This is a genomic window from Gordonia rubripertincta (genome assembly GCF_038024875.1).
Classification (GTDB): Bacteria; Actinomycetota; Actinomycetes; order Mycobacteriales; family Mycobacteriaceae; genus Gordonia; species Gordonia rubripertincta.
This window is the reverse complement of record NZ_CP136136.1, coordinates 2,648,655-2,669,238: the sequence shown is the minus strand read 5'-3', so window position 1 is coordinate 2,669,238 and position 20,584 is coordinate 2,648,655. Positions and strand designations below refer to the sequence as shown.

At 67.9% G+C, this 20,584-nt stretch carries 20 protein-coding genes, 1 tRNA gene and 1 pseudogene; 8 read left to right on the top strand and 14 right to left on the bottom strand.

Annotation, left to right across the window (positions count from 1 at the left end; all coding sequences use genetic code 11):
* The first annotated feature begins 34 nt into the window (after positions 1-34).
* From pgi to RVF83_RS12120, 3 genes are all read left to right on the top strand, one after another.
* Positions 35-1,732 (top strand): glucose-6-phosphate isomerase, encoded by a 1,698-nt coding sequence (gene pgi, locus RVF83_RS12130; protein ID WP_005201131.1) that lies wholly within the window; start codon positions 35-37, stop codon positions 1,730-1,732.
* Positions 1,733-1,843: 111 nt separating this feature from the next.
* Positions 1,844-2,368, top strand: coding sequence for a hypothetical protein (locus tag RVF83_RS12125; protein WP_005201130.1), 525 nt, complete (start codon positions 1,844-1,846; stop codon positions 2,366-2,368).
* A gap of 20 nt (positions 2,369-2,388) precedes the next feature.
* The gene (locus RVF83_RS12120) at positions 2,389-2,922 is read left to right on the top strand and encodes a hypothetical protein (protein ID WP_005201128.1); all 534 of its coding nucleotides are present in this window, start codon (positions 2,389-2,391) and stop codon (positions 2,920-2,922) included.
* A 79-nt stretch (positions 2,923-3,001) separates the two neighbouring features.
* On the opposite strand, the gene RVF83_RS12115 is transcribed toward RVF83_RS12120, so the two are convergent.
* The 6 genes from RVF83_RS12115 to RVF83_RS12090 are packed head-to-tail and all read right to left on the bottom strand — an operon-like array spanning position 3,002 to position 8,243.
* Complete coding sequence (locus tag RVF83_RS12115; RefSeq protein ID WP_005201126.1) at positions 3,002-3,751, bottom strand: SDR family oxidoreductase; 750 nt, start codon at positions 3,749-3,751, stop codon at positions 3,002-3,004.
* 30 nt (positions 3,752-3,781) lie between these two features.
* Positions 3,782-4,816 carry a pyridoxal phosphate-dependent aminotransferase gene (locus RVF83_RS12110; RefSeq protein ID WP_005201125.1) on the bottom strand — a complete coding sequence of 345 codons (1,035 nt, stop codon included), beginning with the start codon at positions 4,814-4,816 and terminating at the stop codon, positions 3,782-3,784.
* Positions 4,813-5,838 carry a 3-oxoacyl-ACP synthase III family protein gene (locus tag RVF83_RS12105; protein WP_005201123.1) on the bottom strand — a complete coding sequence of 342 codons (1,026 nt, stop codon included), beginning with the start codon at positions 5,836-5,838 and terminating at the stop codon, positions 4,813-4,815. Before RVF83_RS12105 ends, RVF83_RS12110 begins: the two co-directional genes overlap by 4 nt.
* A complete protein-coding gene (locus RVF83_RS12100) occupies positions 5,835-6,500 on the bottom strand; it encodes a hypothetical protein (protein WP_005201122.1) in 666 nt (221 codons plus the stop codon). The genes RVF83_RS12105 and RVF83_RS12100 overlap by 4 nt, the downstream gene beginning before the upstream one ends.
* A complete protein-coding gene (locus tag RVF83_RS12095; RefSeq protein ID WP_341261939.1) occupies positions 6,497-7,534 on the bottom strand; it encodes a thiamine pyrophosphate-dependent enzyme in 1,038 nt (345 codons plus the stop codon). Before RVF83_RS12095 ends, RVF83_RS12100 begins: the two co-directional genes overlap by 4 nt.
* The gene (locus tag RVF83_RS12090) at positions 7,527-8,243 is read right to left on the bottom strand and encodes a thiamine pyrophosphate-binding protein (RefSeq protein ID WP_341261938.1); all 717 of its coding nucleotides are present in this window, start codon (positions 8,241-8,243) and stop codon (positions 7,527-7,529) included. Before RVF83_RS12090 ends, RVF83_RS12095 begins: the two co-directional genes overlap by 8 nt.
* A 151-nt stretch (positions 8,244-8,394) precedes the next feature.
* Here RVF83_RS12090 and RVF83_RS12085 point away from each other — a divergent pair, with 151 nt between their 5' ends.
* Positions 8,395-9,861, top strand: coding sequence for a HAMP domain-containing sensor histidine kinase (locus tag RVF83_RS12085; RefSeq protein ID WP_005201118.1), 1,467 nt, complete (start codon positions 8,395-8,397; stop codon positions 9,859-9,861).
* On the opposite strand, the gene RVF83_RS12080 is transcribed toward RVF83_RS12085, so the two are convergent.
* Both RVF83_RS12080 and RVF83_RS12075 read right to left on the bottom strand, forming a co-directional pair.
* The gene (locus tag RVF83_RS12080; RefSeq protein ID WP_005201116.1) at positions 9,846-10,514 is read right to left on the bottom strand and encodes a response regulator transcription factor; all 669 of its coding nucleotides are present in this window, start codon (positions 10,512-10,514) and stop codon (positions 9,846-9,848) included. The genes RVF83_RS12085 and RVF83_RS12080 overlap by 16 nt on opposite strands.
* A 3-nt stretch (positions 10,515-10,517) precedes the next feature.
* Positions 10,518-11,424 (bottom strand): annotated as a pseudogene (locus RVF83_RS12075) (DNA-formamidopyrimidine glycosylase family protein).
* A 25-nt stretch (positions 11,425-11,449) separates the two neighbouring features.
* Here RVF83_RS12075 and RVF83_RS12070 point away from each other — a divergent pair.
* Both RVF83_RS12070 and RVF83_RS12065 read left to right on the top strand, forming a co-directional pair.
* The gene (locus RVF83_RS12070; protein ID WP_005201111.1) at positions 11,450-12,190 is read left to right on the top strand and encodes a 3'(2'),5'-bisphosphate nucleotidase CysQ; all 741 of its coding nucleotides are present in this window, start codon (positions 11,450-11,452) and stop codon (positions 12,188-12,190) included.
* Positions 12,191-12,200: 10 nt separating this feature from the next.
* A complete protein-coding gene (locus RVF83_RS12065; RefSeq protein ID WP_005201109.1) occupies positions 12,201-12,950 on the top strand; it encodes an ABC transporter permease in 750 nt (249 codons plus the stop codon).
* A gap of 6 nt (positions 12,951-12,956) precedes the next feature.
* Here RVF83_RS12065 and RVF83_RS12060 read toward each other — a convergent pair whose 3' ends face one another.
* From RVF83_RS12060 to RVF83_RS12045, 4 genes are all read right to left on the bottom strand, one after another.
* Complete coding sequence (locus RVF83_RS12060; protein ID WP_279404679.1) at positions 12,957-14,531, bottom strand: HNH endonuclease signature motif containing protein; 1,575 nt, start codon at positions 14,529-14,531, stop codon at positions 12,957-12,959.
* Positions 14,532-14,693: 162 nt separating this feature from the next.
* Entirely contained in the window at positions 14,694-15,473 is a 780-nt protein-coding gene (gene cobF, locus RVF83_RS12055; RefSeq protein WP_005200875.1) for a precorrin-6A synthase (deacetylating), read from the bottom strand.
* 2 nt (positions 15,474-15,475) lie between these two features.
* Positions 15,476-16,285, bottom strand: coding sequence for an SDR family oxidoreductase (locus tag RVF83_RS12050; RefSeq protein WP_005200877.1), 810 nt, complete (start codon positions 16,283-16,285; stop codon positions 15,476-15,478).
* 25 nt (positions 16,286-16,310) lie between these two features.
* On the bottom strand, positions 16,311-16,526 hold the full coding sequence (locus RVF83_RS12045; RefSeq protein ID WP_005200879.1) for a hypothetical protein: 216 nt from the start codon (positions 16,524-16,526) through the stop codon (positions 16,311-16,313).
* An 82-nt stretch (positions 16,527-16,608) separates the two neighbouring features.
* Here RVF83_RS12045 and RVF83_RS12040 point away from each other — a divergent pair, with 82 nt between their 5' ends.
* Positions 16,609-17,568 (top strand): GlxA family transcriptional regulator, encoded by a 960-nt coding sequence (locus RVF83_RS12040; RefSeq protein ID WP_005200880.1) that lies wholly within the window; start codon positions 16,609-16,611, stop codon positions 17,566-17,568.
* A 29-nt stretch (positions 17,569-17,597) separates the two neighbouring features.
* On the opposite strand, the gene RVF83_RS12035 is transcribed toward RVF83_RS12040, so the two are convergent.
* Positions 17,598-17,673, bottom strand: a tRNA-Arg gene (locus RVF83_RS12035).
* A 301-nt stretch (positions 17,674-17,974) separates the two neighbouring features.
* Between RVF83_RS12035 and RVF83_RS12030 the strand changes: the two genes are divergently transcribed.
* On the top strand, positions 17,975-19,249 hold the full coding sequence (locus RVF83_RS12030; RefSeq protein WP_005200883.1) for an acyltransferase: 1,275 nt from the start codon (positions 17,975-17,977) through the stop codon (positions 19,247-19,249).
* 36 nt (positions 19,250-19,285) lie between these two features.
* Here RVF83_RS12030 and RVF83_RS12025 read toward each other — a convergent pair whose 3' ends face one another.
* Positions 19,286-20,509: an oxygenase MpaB family protein gene (locus RVF83_RS12025; RefSeq protein ID WP_005200885.1), complete on the bottom strand. Its 1,224-nt coding sequence runs from the start codon at positions 20,507-20,509 to the stop codon at positions 19,286-19,288.
* Between the last annotated feature and the right edge of the window lie 75 nt (positions 20,510-20,584).

Below are 20,584 nucleotides of genomic sequence, written 5' to 3'. Positions count from 1 at the left end.
CGGTGGAGACGCCGACGACATAGGGTTGGGTGTCATGAGCACGCAGGCACCCGGCAGCGACTTCACCGGCACCGACCACGGCGACATCACCGCAACACAGTCCTGGCAGGCTCTCGCCGCGCACCAGCCGCATGTGTACGCCATGCATCTGCGCGAGGTGTTCGCGATCGATCCCGAGCGCGGCCGCGAACTGACCGTCGACGTCGGCGATCTGCACATCGACTACTCCAAGCACCGGGTGACGCGGGAGACGCTCGAACTGCTCATGAGCCTGGCGCGCGAGGTCGGGCTGGAGGAGAGCCGCGACGACATGTTCGCCGGGGCGCACATCAACACCTCGGAGGACCGCGCCGTCCTGCACACCGCTCTTCGTCTGCCCGCCGACGCGACACTCACCGTGGACGGGCAGGACGTGGTCGCCGACGTGCACGAGGTCCTCACCCGGATGGGCGAGTTCACCGACCGTCTCCGCAGCGGAGAATGGAAGGGCCACACCGGAAAACGCATCACCGATGTGGTGAACATCGGCATCGGCGGATCGGATCTGGGACCGGTCATGGTGTACCAGGCGCTTCGCCACTACGTCGACGACGGTATCCGCTGCCACTTCGTCTCGAACGTCGATCCCGCGGACATGGTCGGCACCCTCGACGGTCTCGACCCCGAGACCACCCTGTTCATCATCGCGTCGAAGACCTTCACCACTCTCGAGACGCTGACCAACGCGGCGGCCGCGCGGAGCTGGCTGCTGCAGGCCCTCGACGCCGGGACCGAGGCGGTGGCAAAGCATTTCGTCGCGGTGAGCACCAACGCCGACGAGGTGGCGAAGTTCGGCATCGACACCACCCACATGTTCGGCTTCTGGGACTGGGTGGGCGGACGCTACTCCGTCGACTCGGCGATCGGCCTGTCGGTGATGGCCGCGATCGGCAAGGAGCGCTTCGCCGAGTTCCTCGAGGGATTCCATCTTGTCGACGAACACTTCCGCACCCGGCCGCTCGAACAGAACGCACCGGTCATCCTGGGCCTGATCGGCCTCTGGTACAACAACTTCTGGGACATCGGCACCCGGGCTGTCCTCCCCTACAGCAACGACATGGCGCGTTTCGCCGCCTACCTGCAACAGCTGACGATGGAATCGAACGGCAAGTCGGTGACCGCGAGCGGACACCACGTCACCACCGACACCGGCGAGATCTTCTGGGGCGAACCGGGAACCAACGGCCAGCACGCCTTCTACCAGCTCCTACACCAGGGCACGCGGATCGTACCGGCCGACTTCATCGGTTTCGCCGAGCCCACCGACGACCTACCCGCAGGCCCCGACGGGTCAGGGTCGATGCACGACCTGCTGATGAGCAACTACTTCGCGCAGACCAAGGTGCTCGCCTTCGGCAAGACCGCCGACGAGATCGCCGACGAGGGGGTGCCCGCACATGTGGTGGCGCACAAGGTGATGCCGGGTAACCGTCCCAGCACCTCGATCCTCGCTCCCCGGCTGACGCCCTCGGTGATCGGACAGCTGGTCGCCCTGTACGAACACCAGGTCTTCGTCGAGGGCGCCGTCTGGGGGATCAACCCGTTCGACCAGTGGGGCGTCGAACTCGGCAAAACCCAGGCAAAGGCGCTGCTGGGCACCATCACCCAGGCCGACGCGCCCGCCGCCGACGCCGATTCGTCGACCAATGAGCTGGTCGCCTGGTACCGCAGGCACCGGGGTCGCGCGGTCTGAGGGTCGGCCGCTCCCGCGTGCAGGTTTCCTTCCCGCCCGGCCAGTTCCCTCGCGCTCATCGGATCCAATAAGCGGATGGGAAGCGGTGTCGCGGGAGGCTAGCGTGGCGGAATGCTGCCACAACGGATTCGACGACTCGCGGCTGGATTCGCGGTCACCGCACTGGCTCTCGTGGGCGTCGGCTGCACGCCCGGCGATCCTGTCGACCGTGCGCCCAGGACCTCGACCTCCACGTTGCCATTGGCCAAGGTCGTGACCGCCGGTCCCAGCAGGGACATCGAGCCGGTCGCAATCCGGTTCCCGCTGCTCGCCGACGGGAACGTCGACGGCTGGGTGGCCGGAACGCTCGGGTCCGCACCCGGCGCTTCCGAGCGTGTGCCCGGTCCCACCACCTACTGGTTCGACGCCGTCGTCGATGTCGGCCCCGACCGAGTAACCGCCTGGGCCGATGAGTACCACGCTGTGCCTGTCTCGGCGCCCGACTCGGTGGCCGCCGACCTGCGCGACGTCATCCCGGCCGGCGATTTCGTGGGTGGGCCACACGTCGACGACGCGTTCTCATCGAGCGAATGGCAGGCGACGGTGTATCTGTCGCCGTCGACAGGCCGCGTGGTCGTGCTCGGCATCGACGACTGACGTGCGTAAGGTGACGGTCTGTGGCGAACAAGCAGGGACAGATCGTGGCGTCGGGCGCATTCCAGCTGTTCGGGAGTCGCCGCCGCGAGCAGGTCAGCGAGTTGCTGGGCGACATCTTCGGACGGACCGACATCGAGGCGCTGGCCTCGGACTGGCGTGGGGTCGTCTACTTCACCCTCGCCGAGGACGAGTCCGTCGACGCCGAAACGGTACTCGGGTTCGACGCGTCCAGCGGATCGTCGGGTGAGCTGGCGACCCTCGACGACGTCCTGGCCGCGGTTCGGACGGGCGAGGTCGCCGAAGCCGTCGACGTGGCGAGCTTCGACGCCTGGCGGACCGCCACAGGAACCCGCGCACTCGACATGGGCGCCTGCGTACCGCCGGCGCTGTACGAGTTCCTCGGCGGTGATCCAGCCGAAAGATCGGTCGACTCAGAAGATCTCGTGACCTTCGTGGCCACCGCCGCCGTGATCATGGGACGACTCGAGAAACTCGGCGTCGAACCGGGCGACGAGATCCCCGACGAGGTGTTCGACGAAAGCTACTGGCAGTAGTCGCCCTGGTCAGGTGGTCAGCGGCAGCGGGTGGCAATCGCCCGCGGACTGATGAACGGCATCCACAACGGCGCAGTGCTCAGATCATCCGTCGACTGATCGACCCCGGCAGGTACTTGAGGGCCGCCGCGATCGGCGTCCACGGCCAGGCGGGGACCGGTGCCCAGGCCTTCTCGGCCTCGATCGCGGCGACCATGGCGTCGACGCCCGTGTCGGTGTCGACCATCAGCGAGGTCTTCACGCCCCGGTTGATGTCGGTCTCGATGTAACCGGGCGCCACGATCGACACCGAGATCGGCGAGTTCGCGAACTCGGCCTGCAACCCCTGCCCGAGCGCGGTGAGACCGGCCTTCGACGCCGAGTACGCCGCCTGGGCCTTGGGCATGCCGCGAACACCCGAGATGGAGCTGACGAGCACGAGGTGGCCGCTGTTCTGCTCGCGGAAGATCTCGAGGGCGGCCTCGGCCTGTGCGAGCGCGCCGACGAGGTTGGTCTGCACGGTCTCGATGTTGGCGGCTGCCTTCCCGGTGCCGATCGGTGCGCCCTTGCCGAGGCCGGCGTTGACGACGACGCGGTCGAGACCCCCGAGTTCGTCGGCCAGCGCGCGGAAGGTGACGGGTACCGCGTCGAGGTCGGTGACGTCGAGCTGCGCGATCGCGACCCGATCCGCCGACGGGCGCAGTTCGGTGGCCAGCGCCTCGAGGTTGTCGAGGCGCCGCGCGGCGAGCGCCAGCGAACGCCCCTGGGCGGCGAATCGGCGGGCCATGCCCTCGCCGAGTCCGGAACTCGCACCGGTGATGAGGATCTTCTGCCGTGTCGTCGAGGTCATGGACCCGAACCTACCGGCATCGACCCCGGGCTACGCGGACCGCGACGTCAGCCGTAGTGCGCTGATGACCCGATCGGTGCCGGAACGGTCGCCCACCGTGATCCGCGTCCCGGCCGCGCCGCACTCCTTCACCGCGACCCCGATCCCCCGGAGCATCCGTCCGACGGCCACGCCCTCCGCGCCGGGGAGGAAGACGAAGTTGGCGTGGCTGGGCACGACGCGGACGCCCATCTGCGCCAGCATGTCGGTCAACCGGTCCCGCTCCCCCCTCATGGAGCGGACGCGTTGTGCGAGCTCGAGTTCCGCGTCGAGCGCGACCGGAACCGCCGCCATCGCGGGGCGACCCACCGCGAACGGCACCTCGTGGCCGCGCACTTCGGTGATCTGCTCGGTGGTGCCGATGCCGTATCCGACGCGTAGCGCCGCCAGACCGTACGCCTTGGAGAACGTCCGCAGCACGACGACGCCGGGGTTCCGGATCAGCCGGTGGAGATCGGACGCGGTCTCGCTGAACTCCACGTACGCCTCGTCGACGATCGTCATCACGTGTGGCGGCACCGCTGCGAGGAACCGGTTGAGGTCGCCCCCGTTCACCACGGCACCGGTCGGATTGTGCGGCGAGCAGAGCACCACGACCGCCGTTTCGGGCGTGATCGCCCCGAACAAACGGTCGAGGTCGACCGAGCCCTCGTCGTCGAGATCCACCGCGTCGAAGCGCATCCCGACCATCCGCGCGAGGATCGGATAGCCGTCGAAGGTCGGGGTGGAGGTGAGCAGCGCCGGTGTCCCGACGCCCGCGTCCGCGGCCCGTCGCACCGCATACTGCAACGCCGACAGTGCAACTCCGGTCGCACCCGGGCCGACCGTGACGCGCTCCGGTACGACCCCGAGGTGGCAGGCGATCTGCCCGCGCGTGCGGTCCGGCAGGAAATCGGGATACCGGTGGGACTCGAGGATCTCGTCCTGGAGCACTGCTGCGACCGACGGCAGCGGCGGGTAAGGCGACTCGTTCAGATCCGGGCGCAGGCTCGGCCAGGACACCCCGCCGGCCAGGGGCGGGCTCATGGCCGGCCTGCCCATCTCATGGCGGCCGCCCCGGAGAAGTCGCCGGCGTGGGCGAAGGCCGCCATCATCACGACGTCGCCCTCGCCGATACGTCCGTCGGAGATGGCCGCGTCGAGCGTGACCGGGATGGCGACGGCGAACAGGTTGCCGCACTCGTCGAAGGTGTCCGGGTGATGGCTGTCCGGAAGCTCGAGCGCCTCGCGCCAGTTCCGCAGGAAGATCCGGCTGGGCTGGTTGGTCACGAACCAGTCGAGGTCCGCCGGCGAGATGCCGATCTCGTCGGCGACCTCGATGGCGACCTCGGGAACCATGCGGTTCCCGCGCGCGAGCACCTTCGCGATCTTGGAGTCGGTGAACCCGATGTGCATCTGGCCCGACCCCGCCTCCCAGTACTTGCGCGGCGGATCGGAGACGCCGGTCATGTCGCCGGAGTACTGCCCGAACGAGTGGCAGCGAAGGCCCAGGATCGGGCTGGCATCGACGTCGTCGACGGTCAGAACGGCCACGGCCGCACCGTCTCCCGGGATGGCGGCCTGCGCCTTGCCGCGGACCTGCTCCTGGGTGAAGACCTGGCCCGCGCTGTTCTGCGCCAGTCCGAGCAGAGCCTTGTGGCCTCCTCCGGCCCGGAGCAGGGCCCCGGCGATCTCGATCATGAAGATGAACGCGGCACACCCTCCGTTGTGCACGTCCAGCACCGTCGACGGCCGGATGCCGAGCCGATGGGCGAGTTCCCCGCCGCAGCCGCGCACCGGCACCTCGGGCAACTGGCTGTGCGTCAGCACCACGTCGACGTCGTCGAGGAAGTCGTCGCCGTGCCGCTCGAACAGATCGCGCGTCGCCGAGATCATCATGTCCGCCGACGTCTCCCCCTCCGCCGCGTGATGACGGAAGGCCGGGGCGCGGAACATCACGTTGTCCGCAAGGGTGTCGTCTTCGGCGTACTGCGCGTAATACGCTGCGGGAACGACTTTTTCGGGTAGGTAGGTGGCGAGGTCGACGAGGCTGACCGGGTTCGGTGTCATGATCGCATCCATTCTGGGGTGAGCGGGAGGCCGTTGCGGTGGCGGTATTCGGCGATGGCGGTGAGGTTGTCGAGTTCGATCTGGTGGCCGGGGGCGAAGGTGTCCCAGAAGTCGCCCACCCACACCGGGCGTTCGGGCGGGGCGGTCTCCGGGAAGGGGTTCTCGTCGTAGAACGGGTGGTGGCAGTTCACCCACAACACAACCGAACCGGGCTTGTTCAAGACGACCTGCGCGTCGACGACCCGCATCAGGTAGATCATCCACAGGTGACGACCCTGGTCCCATGCGCAGTGGTAGTCGACCGTCATGGCGTCGGGCGAGGCGATCGTGCGGACGTAGATCTCGGTGTCGGCTCCCAACCGGTCCTGCGCGACCCACAGTCCCGGCTCGTCGGTCTCGGCGAAGCCGCGGAGGCTGTAACTCCATTCCTCCAGCGAACGGGTGTGGGAGAGCCAGTCGAACACCTCGCGGGGCGGAGCGTCGACGTAGCCCTGCACCGGGCAGAACTCACCGTAGATCTGATCGTGGGGGTACACGGACCGCAACTTGTCGAGGACGAGCGGCGTCGCGATCGGCCGCGGGTGCGTTTCGATGCGGACGAGACCGGCGAGGGTCGAGGCGTCCTCGCCGAGGTCGGAGAGGGCGGTGGGTAGCACTGTCATGACTGTCCTTTCGGGATGAGCGGGGCGAGCGGCGGGATCTCGTCGGGATCGGCGTCGATGACGAGACAGTTGGGGCCCGACTGCGACAACAGATCGGCCGCTGCCGTGCGTACGAACGCGGGATCGGAGGCACGGGCGACGACGAGGCCGTCGAACATGGCGGCCAAACCACCGGCCAGGTCACTGGGACGAAACCTGTTGACACTGGGCGTATCCGGGAAGAAGAGGCGCTCCCGGGTGATGCACATCGCGTGCGCGTTGTTGTTGAGCAGCACGAGGGTGACGGGGGCGTCGTGTTCGACGGCCGTGTGAATCTCCATGCCGTGCATGAAGAAGGCGCCGTCACCGGCGATCACGACGGTGCGTCTCGGCTGTCCCTCGGCCAGCGTGGAGTCCACCGCCTCGCGGATGGCATTGCCGACACCCGCCGCGATCGCGTATCCCATACCGCCCATGCCCAGTGCCACCACGAACCGGCCGTGACCGAACGGGAGGTGATGGATGGCGGCGGCTCCGGCGTTGCCGGCGTCGGCGAAGACCGGGGTGTCCGGCGGCAACGCTCGCCCGATCTCCCCGATCGCGGTGCGCATGCCCAGGCCCGATCCGCCGGGCGGCACCGGCAGATGGGTCACCGCGACCGCCTCGCGCGGACGGTCGTGGCCGCGAGGTCGTCGAATCTCACCGGTGAGCTGCGAGATCGCGGCCGCGAGGTCGGTGCACCGCACATGGTCGACGTCCCCGGGCATACGCGGCTGCTCGGACCCCAGGTGGACGAGTCGGACGCGTCTCAACGGCTCGTCGAGGCCGGCGCGATCGGTCATCGTCATCCGGCACCCGAGGACGAGGCAGAGGTCCGCGTCGGCGACGGCACGATGCGCCGACGGGTGTCCCATCACCCCGGTGACGCCCGCGACGCCATCGCCATCCCGGAGGAGATCGCGGCCGCCGGGGGCCGCGACGACGACGGCTCCGAGTGCGGAGGCGAGAGCCTCGACCTGCGGACCGACGCCCGCGCGGGAGGCCTCCTCACCCACCCCAGAGGACCAGCCGCACATCGGATTCCGCGAGCGCACTCAGTTCGTCGGCCAGGGCGGACAAGGACGGTCCCGTCACGTCGGCACCGTGCTGCGCCCACTCCCCCGTGTGCAGCTGCCTCAGTTCGGGGGCCGGCGCGGCCTGGATGTCCTTGGGCAGCAGGACGGCGGCCGGCAGTCCTCGGTGGAGCGTGGCGAACGCCGTCGCCAGCGCGGCGGGCACCTCGTCGGCGTGACCGACGACCGAACACGAACCCGTGATGGCCGAGAGAACACCCGCGATGTCGACGGTGTCGGGCGGCGCGAGCATGTCCTGGAACGCTCCACCACCGACCAACGGCGTCGGCGCGGTCCCGATGAGTGCCAGAACCGGCACACGACTGTCGTAGGCCTCGGCAAGGGCGGGGACGACGTTCATGGCCCCGCCACCAGAGGTGGTCATCACGACTCCCGGCGTACCGGACATCCGGGCCGTCCCATCCGCCATCGCACCGGCGGCGAACTCGTGTTTGGCGACGATCGCTGTCATCCCCGGCGCCCGCGTCGCGGCGTCGTACAGGTCTTCGATGTTGGCTCCGTGAACCCCGAACGCTATGTTCATCGACGATGAGATGAGTTGTTCCACAATGTATTCGGCCACGGTCGGAGCAGCTGTGCGCCCGGCGTCGGCGGGGCCTCCGCGGTGCCTGCGATCTGCGGTCAAGGTCATGCCGACAACTCTGCGACCCCGAACCTGAAGAACCGCTGAAGTCGTACACCGACCGAACACTTCTCCGACGACCCCGTGGCGACCTACGCTGAGTGATCAGCAGGTGCTGTCGCCGGATGGCTGTCGCTGTACGCACCGGCGAGGAGTTGCGATGTCCGGTCTTCCACGCCCCGCTCTTCTTCGACGCAGCCAGGGCGTCCGCATCCGGTCCACGATCGTCGGGACGTTCCTCGTCACCATCGCCCTTCTGATCGGCGGCGCGGTGATGCTGTTCATGCTGAATCGCGCCGACAGCAGGACCATGTACGACGAGACCGGCTACCGGGCGTACGAGATCGCGGCCGAGATCCGCGACGGCGGCATCTCGGCGATCTCCCCGGAATCGTTGGGGATGGGCTACGGGGCCGACATCGTGCAGGTGATCGACGGAAACGGTCGGGTGGTGGCGTCCTCCCCCGGGGCGGCCGGCGATCCGGTGACGTCCGAGCGTCCGGCGATCGGGGCGTCGACGCAGGTCAAGGGCCGGTTGGTGCCCGGCAGCGAGGTCGAGTTCTGCGCGACTGTCACCTCTACCTCCCACGACGGGGCCGTCTACACGGTGGTCGTGGCGGTCTCGGCGGACGCGTACCGGCAGAGCCTGATCAACACCGCACTCGTGCTCGCCGTCGAACTCCCCGTCCTGGTGCTGCTGTCCGCGGTGGCCATCTGGTTCTTCGTGGGTCGCGCGCTGCGGCCGGTCGGGCGGATCACCGAGCAGGTCACCGCGATCACGGCGTCCGATATGTCCCGCCGCGTGCCGGTCCCGTCCACCGACGACGAAGTGACTCGGCTGGCCACCACGATGAACTCGATGCTCGAACGTCTCGAACAGAGCCGGGCCGCGCAGCTGCGATTCGTCGGCGATGCCTCCCACGAGATGCGCAGTCCGCTGACCACGGTGGTCGGCCTGCTCGACCTCGCCGACGACACCGACTCCCCGATCGATGTACGGACCCTCCGCACACTCCTGCTCCCCGAGGCCCGTCGGCTCCAGAACATGGTCGACGACCTGCTGCTGCTCGCGCGCTCCGACGAACACGGTGTGCCGCTGCACATCCGGGACGTCGACCTCGACGACATAGTCGCCTCCGAGGCACGTCGCCTGCGGTCGCTGGGTCTGGCCGCGGTCGCGGCGACGATCATCCCGATCCGGTTGGCCGGCGATCCGGAGAAGCTGTCCCGCGCCATCCGGAATCTCGCCGAGAACGCCGTCCGCTATGCGGCGTCGACGGTCCGGTTCGACATGTTCTTCGACCCGAGGACCGGCGTCGCATCGATCGCGGTGACCGACGACGGACCGGGAATCCCCCGGGATCGGCGCGACGTCATCTTCGACCGCTTCACCCGGCTCGACGGCGACCGCCGCAACCGCAGCGGCTCCGGACTCGGGCTGTCGATCGTCCGCGAGATCGTCCGCGCGCACGGCGGTTCGGTGTCCGTGCAGGACCCGCCCGCCGGGTTCGCACGCGGCGTCACCTTCGTCATCTCGTTGCCGACGGCGCGTCGCCTCCCCCACGGCGCCGGCGACGGCGCGGTCAGCACGGCGCTCGCGATGCCGTCACGTCAGCCGATGCGGTAGCCCACCCCGCGGACGGTCCTGATGCTGCGCACGCCGAACGGTTGATCGATCCGCTTGCGCAGGTAAGCGATGTACACCTCGATGATGTTGGGGTCGCCCTCGTAGTTCTCGTCCCAGACCGAGTGCAGGATGTCGGCTTTCGAGACGACGGTGCCGGCGTGCCGGATGAGGCACTCGAGCACCGCGTACTCCCGTGGGGTCAGGGGAATCGGGGTGTCCCCGCGCCGGACGAGATGTTCCGCCGGGTCGAGGGAGAGGTCACCGACGCACAGGGTAACGGGACGCTCCGGCGCACCACGACGCACCAGCGCACGCAGTCGCGCCTTGAGGACGACAACCGAGAACGGTTTGACCAGGTAATCGTCGGCGCCGCAGTCGAGTGCCTCCGCCTGGTCGTACTCGCCGTCCTTCGCGCTCAGCATCATGACCGGCGTCCAGATCTCGCGTTCCCGAAGGCTCTGCAGCACGCGGTACCCGTTCATCCCGGGCATCATGATGTCGAGCACGATCACGTCGTAGCTGCCCTCGGTGGCCCGCCACAGCCCGTCCGGACCGTCGAAGGCCACCGTGACCGCCCACCCGTCACTGACGGTCATTCGGCGGACGGTCTCCGCTGCCCTGATGTCATCGTCGACGACGAGCGCGTGCACCATCGCTCATTTCAGAAGCCGCGACATCCGGCGGTCGGCGAGGACCTTGCCACCGGTCTGGCAGGTCGGGCAGTACTGGAAGGACCGGTCGGCGAAGGACACCTCGCGGACGGTGTCGCCGCAGACCGGACACGGCAGTCCGGTGCGCGCGTGCACGCGGAGTCCGGTGCGTTTCTCCGACTTCAACCGGGCGACGGTCTGCCCTTCGAGACGCCCCGTGGCGTCGGTGAGCACGGCGCGCATCGCGTCGTACAGGGCGCTCACCTGATCGGGTTTCAGGGTCTTCGACGATGCGAACGGCGACAGTCGCGCGGTGTGCAGGATCTCGTCGGAGTAGGCGTTGCCGATCCCGGCGATGGTGTGCTGGTCGGTGAGCACGTTCTTCACACGTCCGGTGGTACCGGCGAGGATCTCGGCGAATTGTTCCTCGGTCAGTTCCAGGGCGTCGGGGCCGAGCCCGGCGACGCGGTCGATCTCGGTGAGGTCGCGGACGAGCCACACCGCCAGCCGCTTCTGGGTTCCGGCCTCGGTGACGTCGAAGCCCTCGCCAGGTAGCCCGCAGTGCACCCGCAGCGCGATCGGCGACTTGCCGCCCGGGCGTAGCGGCTTGGGGTGAGAGGTCCTCGCTCCATCGCACCCAGCCCGCCCTCGACAGGTGGATGACCAGCGACAGCTCGGGTTCGGATGCGGTCGCCGGAGGATTGTCCTGGTTCTGGCCGGGGATGGTCCGGATGACCAGGTATTTGCCCACCCGGCCGACCGATTCGACGATCCGGCCGGTGAGCGCGGTGTACGGCGGGTCGGCCGTCTTGAGCACGGACAAGGACGCGACGTCGACTCGCCGGATCGGGAGTCCGGCCGCGCGACCGTCGACATAGTCGGCGATGGCGGCCACCTCAGGGAGCTCGGGCATGCCACCAGTGTGCTCTAGTAAAGGGATGACTTCCCGACTTTCCGACGCCGAGCTGGCCGCCCGGATCGCCCAGGGAGCCGGGGAGATACTCCTCGGGATTCGTCATGGCGATCTGATGACCGGCAGCATGCTCGGCGATGTCGGCGATGCGCTGGCCCAGGCGTGGATCTCCACGGTCCTGCGCAAACACCGTCCGCGCGACGCCGTTCTGTCCGAAGAGGCGGCCGATGTCGGCGACCGCTCGACGGCCCAGCGCGTGTGGATCATCGACCCGCTCGACGGCACAAGGGAATTCGCCGCGGGCAGCGCGGACTGGGCTGTGCACGTGGCCTTGACGGAGAACGGCGTGGTCACCGAGGCCGCGGTGTCGCTGCCGGCAACCGGTGAACTGTTCCGCGCCGACACCGTCGAGAAACCGGGCGGCGAACTGACCCGTCGCATGGTGACCTCGCGGTGGGGCGGCTCGTACGAGACGAGCTATGTGTCCAACCGGCTCGGCCTGCAGATGGTTCCGGTCGGGTCGGCCGGCGCCAAGGCGATGGCCGTCGTCCGGGGCGACGCGGATGCCTACGTCCACGCCGGTGGCCAGTACGAGTGGGACAACGCCGCACCGGTCGGGGTCGCCCTGGCGGCGGGCCTGCACTGCAGTCGCCTGGACGGTTCGGAGATCGTCTACAACAACCGCCACCCCTACATGCCCGATTTCGTGATCTGCCGCAGCGAGATCCGCGACGCCATGCTCGCAGCCCTGCAGCAGATCTGGTGAACTTGCCGGTGTGAACGGAATCGGCGACGCCGTCGTTCGGATCGGGCCGGTCCTGGCGGTCGCGATCGTCGTGCTCGCCGTCGTCGCGGTGCTGGTCAATCATCGATCCAGCTTGGCGACCGACACCGTGGTGGCCTCGGTGCGGGCCGTCGTCCAGTTGGCGGCTCTCGCCGGTGTACTGGCAGTGGTGATCTCGCATCTCTGGGCGTCGGCGCTGTTCGTCGTGGTGATGGCGGTGGCGGCGGCGTGGACGTCGGCGCGGCGCATCCGACCGAAGCACGCCGGGATTCGCGCGATCGCACGGTGCCTGGCGCCAGTGGCGGCCCCGACGATCGTCGTCGTGATCGCACTCGCCCTCGTAGGTGTTCTCCCGGCGAAGGGCATCGCCATCATCCCGACCGCCGGGATCCTGCTGGGCGGCGCCATGGTCACCACGTCGCTTGCCGGTCGACGCGCTGTCGACGAGTTGACGACCCGACGAGGCGAGGTCGAGGCTGCGTTGTCGTTGGGTCTGCTCCCCCGCGATGCCCGCCTCGAGATCTGCGCCGCTGCGTCGGCGAGCGCACTCATCCCGGGCCTCGATCAGACCCGGGCGGTCGGGCTGGTCACCATCCCCGGCGCCTTCGTGGGCATGGTACTCGGCGGCGCGTCCGTGTGGGCGGCCGCTGCCATGCAGTTGTTCGTACTCATCGCACTGCTCGCCGTCAGTTCGATCGCCATGCTCGTCACGGTGGAGTTGGTGGCGCGCGAGGCGCTGTGACACCCGTCAGAAGGGTGGCGGGACTGCCTGGTCGGCGAGACGCTGCTTCTGGTTGCGGGCGCGTTCGGCTCGCCGTCTGGCGTGTTTGTCTGCCAGTCGGTTGCGTGGGCGCGGCGGTTCGTCGCCGGTGATGACCCGTGGTGTCGGTGGGGCTTGGGGTGGCTGTTCGTAGCGGATGCGACGCAGGTTCGGGAAGAAGTCTTCCAGGGTTTCGGCATCACCCGGGATGACGAATCCCTCCGGGGTGCGGTACTCGGTGACCAGGCGGCCGTCGTCGTCGCGGTACTGGGTGTCGACCCAGTCGCCGAAGGTCTTGTGCAGGTGCCCGAACCGGCATTTGGCGTTGAGGTTCTCACTGGCCGTCGGCCCACCCTGGCTGGGGTGGGTGCGGTCGTACTCGGTGACATGGTCCAGATCGCTACCGAAAGCGGACTGGGCGCAGCCCGGTTCGGTGCAGTACCCGTCACGCACCCGCACGAAATCGGCACACGCGGTGGTCGGCCGATACGGATCCGCGGTTTGCGCACCCGGATAGACGATCACAACATCGGCTGACGTGGCCTCATTATCGGAGGCGTTGGTGGTCGGGCGTTCGGCGACCACACGCGTAGGTGGTGTGCGCACCGGGGTGACAGGTGTGATGGTCGCATCGACCCGTTCGGCGAGATCACGCACATGCTCGTCGGAGATGATCCCGGCACCGTCGACCCAACCGATCCCCGAAGCGCCCGCGAGGGTGGCGGCATCGGTGACGACGTGGACGACGACCTCGGTGCTCACCGCGCGGATCACCTCGGTGGGGTCGGGGATCTCGGCGTCACAATCCGCTCGCCGGCATTGGCAGTCGAAGACGGTGCCGGTCAACAACGCGAACATGGCATCGGAGTTGCGCTGGTTACGGTTACGCCCATCCTGGGCGCAGACGGTGTCGGCCAACGCTGTCACCGCTGTCGCGGCAATACGAACGTTCTCCGCCGCCATCACACCGGTGATCTCACCGGTCCCGTCGACGAAGTTCTCGGTCCACATCCCACGCTTGTCCAACGCTTCCTTACGGCGTTCGCGCACCGCGTCGGGATCGTGACGGAAGACAAGGCGATCGACCATGTCCCGGAGCTTCGGGTTGGCCCACGCACCCCTACGGCTGCGAAGAATGCGTTCGATCTCGGCGTCGAGGTCAGCCATCACCGCGTCGTCGGAGATGAGATCGGTGCGGGAGATGACCGTCTGGATCAACTGCCGCGACAGGATGCCATCGCGCAGCGTGGTCAACACCTTCGGCAACCGATCCCGCAACGCGAGCGCTTCGCCGACCCACTGATCGGCCTGGTAGCGGGTGATCGCGGCTTCACGGCACACCCGGGTGACCATCTCGGTGTAGCGGTCGATGAAGAACCCGCCACCGGTGTTGACCACGAGCTGGTCATACACGGTGACGATCGACTCATACCGGCACCACGCCAGGTAAGCCTCACCGTGACGGATCGACCCGAACCGCGCCATATGGGTTGCGGTGTCGGAGCGTTCGGGGTGGGCAGGATCGACCCCGGCGAGGAACTCGCCCGGTAGATCGGTCCACATCCTCACGCTGCCCCCACAACGTCTACAGCCCAACCTGGATGGCTGAATCTGTTACCAACCAAGGTAAACCCCACCACCGACAAGAACGGATCCTCATCCACAGGGGTGCGGCAAAGAGATTGCGCAGCAGTTGGTTACATCGACATGAGGTCGCCGGCGACTTCAGTTCTGCGACGATGCCGTGCGGGAAGCCTTGCGCAGCAGATAGATGTCCATGATCCACCCGATGCGCGCGCGAGCTTCGGCCCGGGCTCCGACGATCTGCTCGGTCACGTCGCCGACCCGGCCGCTGATGAGGATCTCGTCGTCGGTGCCGACGTAGGCGCCCCACCAGATGTGGTCGTCGGGGTCGGCGGTCTGGCGGAAAGCGAGATCGCCGTCGAGCATCACGATCTGGTTGGCGTCGGCACCGGCGGGGGTGTCGGCGAGGCGGCGCCCGGTGGTGATGTGGATAGGTTCACCGACGCGGTTGGCGACGATGCCGTGGGCGGCGGTCAGTGCGCTGGCGCTGGTCACGCCGGGTATCACCTCGACTGTGAGTTCGAGGTCGTCGCGTGCGGCGAGGTCGTCGACGATGCGTAGCGTGCTGTCGTAGAGGGCAGGATCGCCCCAGACGAGGAAGGCCGCGACCCCGCCGTCGCCAACCCCGTCGCGCAGTGCGGCGGCGATCAGGTCGGCGCGTGCGGCGTGCCAGCGTCGAACTTCGGCGTCATAGTCGGCAGGTGCACGATCACGCGGTGGGTCGGGGATCTCGACGAGCGAATAACCCTCGCGGGCATGCGCGTCGAGGATCACCCGGCGCGCGTCGAGCAGTCCGCTCTTCGCCGTCCCCTTCTCGAGCGCGAGGAAGGCGTCGACGTCGGTCATGGCGTCGATGGCCTGCAGCGTGACCTGGCGTGGACCGCCGGGACCGATCCCGATGACCCGCAGCGTGATTCGCACGGTCAGATCTTCACCTTCGGCAGCCCGTGTTTGCGTGCGGTCATGTCCAGGATCAGCTGGCGGGGCGCGAGCCGACGCAGGAGGAACACGATTCCCGCCTGATTTCCTTTGGCGTAGAACGGTTTCGGGTGTTCGGCGAGCGCGGCGTCGACGATCTGGGTGGCCATGTCCTCCGCGCTGATCCCAGCATCCTCGTTGCGTCGGGTGGCCGCGGCGAGGGTCTCGTATTCGGCACGGTACGGCGAGTTCTCGCCGCCATGGATGGATCGGCGGTCGCCGATACCGGTGGCGATGGTGCCCGGTTCCACCGAGATCATCCGAATCCCGTACGGCGCCACCTCACGACGGGTGGCCAGTGCGAAGGCCTTCAGCGCCGACTTCGTCGCCGCGTAGTTGGACCGGAACGCGACGGGGAAGCTCGACAGCATCGAGCCGACCATGACGACCGTTCCCCGACGCCGCTCGCGCATTCCGGGGAGGACCGCCTTGGTGAGGGCGACCGGCCCGAACACGTTGACGCGGAACAGATCCTCGATGGCCTGCATCGAGGTGTCCTCGAGTGCGCCGGCCTGGGATTCGCCGGCGTTGTTGACCAGGATGTCGACCGGACCGACGAGGTCCGCGCAGGCATTGGCGGAGCCGTAGTCGGCGTTGTCGAGGCGGACGTAGGTGACGCCGGGAATCGGGTCGCGCACGGCGTCCGGGTTCCGGGTCGTGCCGTAGACCCGATGGCCGCGGGCAACGAACTGTCGGGCGACTTCGGCGCCGATGCCGCTGGTCGCGCCGGTGACGAGAACGATCTGGGAGCTCACGCCCGCTACGGTATCGCAGCCCCTTTCAGACGAGACGGTCGTAGCGGCGCGTGAGGATGCTCAGCTCGACCGCGACCCGATCGGTGTCGGGCCCGTAGGGGCGCCTCGGATCGCGAGTCCACCAGTCGACGAAACGCTGGAGCGGGGTACGACTTCCGGCAGGCGTACGGCGTGTGAAGAACACGAGTGCGGCGACGGCCAGAACCGCCACCGTGGCTAGAAAGGCGAGTGCGATGATCATGGCAGTAATTCTCTGCCCGCCTGATTACCGCCAACAGTGGCACAAAAGTCAATGTCCGCAAATCTTCTGCCATACTGGCGTCATGCTGAAAACGGTCGGGGTTCTCCTCCACGGCAACGTCGCGATGTTCGAGTTCGGCGTCGTCCACGAGGTGTTCGGCCTCGACCGCACCGACGACGGCGTCCCCGGCTTCGACTTCCGCGTCGCCTCCCCCGACCCGTCGGTGCCGCTACCGGTCGGCAACGGCGTGTCGATACAGGTCTCGCATTCCCTCGATGAGTGCCGCGACGTCGACCTCGTCGCCATCCCCGGCGGGAAGGTCGACGGCGAGTATCCCGCGGAGATCCTCGACACCGTGCGCAGGGTGGTCGACAACGGCGGCCGCGTCCTCACCGTGTGCTCGGGCGCCTTCGTCGCCGGGGCAGCAGGCCTGCTCGACGGCCGCCGCTGCACCACGCACTGGCGATTCGGCGAGGAACTGGCACGACAGTTCCCGCAGGCGAAGGTCGACACCGACGTCCTCTTCGTCGACGACGGCCCCATCACCACCAGCGCCGGCACGGCGGCCGGGATCGATGCGTCACTGCACCTCGTCCGCGAGGCATGGGGTCCGGGCGTCGCAAACCGGATCGCTCGTCGCATGGTCGTCTCACCCCACCGCGACGGCGGTCAGCGACAGTTCGTCGACGCCCCGATGCCCGCCTGCTCCGACGAGGGTTTCGGCGCGTTGCTCAGCTGGCTGCTCGAACATCTCGACCGTGACATCAGCGTCGACGACATGGCCGAACGCATGCACATGTCCGGCCGGACGTTCGCGCGGCGATTCGTCGACGAGGTCGGGGTGTCACCACGGAGATGGCTCACCGAACAGCGCGTGCTGGCCGCAAAGAACCTGCTGGAATCGACGGATGCGCCGGTCGAGGAGGTCGCACGCCTGGTCGGATTCACCTCGGCGACGCTGCTCCGGCACCACTTCGCGGCGTCCGTCGGGGTCTCACCCCTCGTGTACCGGAGGCGGTTCGCGAAGTCCGCTGCGGTGTGAAAAGCAACAGCTGGTGCCCCGCTGTTGCTTGGTGCCCTCGGTAGGATTCGAACCTACGACCTACCCTTTAGGAGAGGGTTGCTCTATCCCCTGAGCTACGAAGGCTGGGCGCCCACGCGGGCGACGCGGCAAGTCTACGGCAGCAACCCCAGCCGTCTGTGCCCCCTCCTCAGATCGTGGGGAGCGCGAAGTTCCTGCACCGTCGCCGGCCTCTCCACGCGGCCGGATTTCGCCGATCTGCCACATTCTCCGCCGTCCGGTAACCTCGCCGACAACAGTGAACCGGGCAATTCCGGCTGTGATTGTCGCCACTGCGGACACCCCGGCGTTGAGGTCCCTGCCAGATTCGGCCCGTACACTTCGTTCAGGTAACAGTTTGGTCAACCCGGGGGAGGTCTTTCCGTTGGTGCACGCAGCGAGCTCGGCGCGCACCGCCGATACCGAGACCAGCACGACGCGGCCGACGGCAGCCCCGGTTCCCGAACCGCGTTCCCGCGCTGTTCCCGAACCGCGCTCCCGCGCTCACACCGCCGACTTCATCCGGGTGTTCCTGTTCACCTTCGTGGTGGTCGCCCACAGCGTGAACGCGATCAACGGCGGGCCCGACGAGGTCCGCGGCGCCAACCTGGTCGGCACCCTGTGTCATCTCACCCGCTACGGCTTCGTCGCAGTGACGCTCTACGTCCTCGTGCTGAGCATGCAGGGCCGCGAGATGTCCCCGGCGCAGTTCTGGCGCCGCCGCTTCGGTCTGGTGATCGGGCCCTACCTGGCCTGGACGGTCATCTATGCGATCACCGATCACATCGTCATCCGGGACAACCCGTTCCCGCCGGCCGGTGAATGGTTCTCCGGACTCGCACACGACCTGCTGGTCGGCGAGGGCAAGTACCAGCTGTACTTCCTGCTGATCTCGATGCAGATCTACCTGTTCTTCCCGCTCATCGCGTGGATCTTCGAACGCGGCCGCAGCCGGCCGTGGCTGCTGCTGTCCGGTGGCGCCCTGATGCAGATCACGATGTTCGTCATCTACCAGTACCTGCCGCGGCCGTCGGGTGCCGCCTGGGACGTCACCTACAACCATCTGTGGAAGACGTTGCCGATGTACGCGCTGTTCGTCGCCATGGGTGTGCTCGCGGCGCAGCACCAGCAGGCCGTGGACAAGTGGCTGCGCGAACACATGGCGACCGTGGTGCTCGTCGCCGCCGGATGCGCCGCGTTCACCGTCGCCGGTTACCTGCTCGCGACCTCGCCGGGAAACGTGCCGTGGAAGGCCAACACCGCCTGGAACCCGGTGTCGCTGCCGTGGCTCGTGGGTGGGTTCGTACTGCTGTGGCTGATCGGCCTCGTCTGGGACGATCGCCGCGCCGCGGGCCGGCCGGCCGCGGCGAAGTTCGTCTCGCAGGCGACACTGCGCGCGTTCGGCGTCTTCGCCGTGCACCCGCTCATCCTCGACGTCCTCGGACGCGTCGGCTTCCTCAGCGGACTGTTCGAGTGGTTCCCGCATTCCGCGATCCTGCGGTCGCTGATCCTCATCGCGGTCGTTCTGAGCAGCTCGCTGATCGTCGTCGACCTCCTGCTGCGCCTCCCGTTCAGCAAGTGGCTGACCGCCCGGCCCCGCATCCCCCTGCTGCCGAAGCGCGAGAAGAAGCAAGACCGAGCGGTCGGCGCCGAACCCTCGTAGCCTCGTCGACGGCCGCGAGGGATCGACCGCCGGAGGTCACCGGTATCTGGGGTTGTTGAACACCGGGATCTCGATGTTGATCGGCATCCGCAGTTCCGACATGTAGAAGAGGACGAACTGGCGGAGGAATTCGTCGATCATCCAGTACGCCTCGCGCGGCATCCCGGCGTTCAGCAGGCCTTCACGGACCAGTACGTAGGGCGTCCAGGCGGTCTCAAGCAGCGGCGTCCACACGGGTTCGCGCGGGATGTTCAGCCCGTCGGCGGCCTTGTCACCGAGCATGAACCGGGTCAACGCGCCGAGCACTCCGCGCGAGAGCAGGGTCAGGTCCAGATTCATGCCCAGGTCGAGCAGCATGTCCGCGAGCTTGCGGCCCTCCGGCGTGGGGTGCTGAATCGGGTCGAGCACCTGCTTCGCCTGGGATTCGGCGGCGTTCCACGACGCCGGGATGTACTCGTCCTTGACGCCCAGCATGTGTGCGGTGATCTGCCACGAGTGCAGGAAGCCCGCCGATTCGTCGGCGGCGATCGGCACCTGCCACTTGCGGAAGTTGCGCATCACGGTGGTCGGCAGGCTGTGCCAGGTCACCATGACGTCGGCCTGGCTGATCGGCACGTCCTCCGACGCGGAGTGCACCCAGTGCGGCGACTGCGGGAGGAGGTGTCGGACGCCGGCATGCGCCATCCGTGTCTTCAGGCAGGTCACGACCATCTCACCACCGGGTTGGTAGGCGTTGAGCGAGCCGATGTCGTAGCCGAGTTTGGCGGTCTTGGAGATGCGGTCCTTCAGGTCCCATCCGCCCTTGGAGTAGTAGACCGCACGCGCCTCCTTGGGGATGAGGGTGCTCATCATGCCGCTCGCGAACCCGTAGATGACGCCGAGATACGTGCCGCGCTTCTGGTTGAACTTCACCGCGTCGGCCAGCTTGGACTGGTCGGTCCACGACGGGAGCTGCCGTGCGTGCTCCATGAAGTCGCGCAGCTCCGGCGGCAGCCCGGCCGGCAGCGGCTGCGCGTTCTTGTGCCAGGTCCGCAGCAGCTTGTTGACCTTCGGCGCCTGACCACTGTCGATGACCTTGGCGATCACCGGGTCGGCCTCGTCGTCCCAGAGTGTGCGCGGGTCGGTGCCCGCGCCGCGGCCAGGCAGCGAGTTCGCGGGCGACCACGTCCACGGTGTCGCCGGAGCCACCGCGGCCACCGCGCCGGCTGCCCCGACCACTCCTCCGGCCTTGAGTAGCCTGCGTCTGTTCAGATCTTCCATGACCCCGTCCCATCTAGTCCGATGTATCAATGTGACAATTTTCGTAACCTTGTATCCTTGATAGCATCGAGTGAC

Bases quoted from the DNA above. Each gene is read 5' to 3' on its own strand.
- RVF83_RS12080 (WP_005201116.1), bottom strand. From the start codon at position 10,514: ATGGTGCACGCGCTCGTCGTCGACGATGACATCAGGGCAGCGGAGACC.
- RVF83_RS12125 (WP_005201130.1), top strand. From the start codon at position 1,844: ATGCTGCCACAACGGATTCGACGACTCGCGGCTGGATTCGCGGTCACC.
- RVF83_RS12115 (WP_005201126.1), bottom strand. From the start codon at position 3,751: ATGACCTCGACGACACGGCAGAAGATCCTCATCACCGGTGCGAGTTCC.
- RVF83_RS12100 (WP_005201122.1), bottom strand. From the start codon at position 6,500: ATGACAGTGCTACCCACCGCCCTCTCCGACCTCGGCGAGGACGCCTCG.
- RVF83_RS12090 (WP_341261938.1), bottom strand. From the start codon at position 8,243: ATGACCTTGACCGCAGATCGCAGGCACCGCGGAGGCCCCGCCGACGCC.
- pgi (WP_005201131.1), top strand. From the start codon at position 35: ATGAGCACGCAGGCACCCGGCAGCGACTTCACCGGCACCGACCACGGC.
- RVF83_RS12105 (WP_005201123.1), bottom strand. From the start codon at position 5,838: ATGACACCGAACCCGGTCAGCCTCGTCGACCTCGCCACCTACCTACCC.
- RVF83_RS12110 (WP_005201125.1), bottom strand. From the start codon at position 4,816: ATGAGCCCGCCCCTGGCCGGCGGGGTGTCCTGGCCGAGCCTGCGCCCG.
- RVF83_RS12060 (WP_279404679.1), bottom strand. From the start codon at position 14,531: ATGTGGACCGATCTACCGGGCGAGTTCCTCGCCGGGGTCGATCCTGCC.
- RVF83_RS12045 (WP_005200879.1), bottom strand. From the start codon at position 16,526: ATGATCATCGCACTCGCCTTTCTAGCCACGGTGGCGGTTCTGGCCGTC.
- RVF83_RS12040 (WP_005200880.1), top strand. From the start codon at position 16,609: ATGCTGAAAACGGTCGGGGTTCTCCTCCACGGCAACGTCGCGATGTTC.
- RVF83_RS12070 (WP_005201111.1), top strand. From the start codon at position 11,450: ATGACTTCCCGACTTTCCGACGCCGAGCTGGCCGCCCGGATCGCCCAG.
- RVF83_RS12025 (WP_005200885.1), bottom strand. From the start codon at position 20,509: ATGGAAGATCTGAACAGACGCAGGCTACTCAAGGCCGGAGGAGTGGTC.
- RVF83_RS12085 (WP_005201118.1), top strand. From the start codon at position 8,395: ATGTCCGGTCTTCCACGCCCCGCTCTTCTTCGACGCAGCCAGGGCGTC.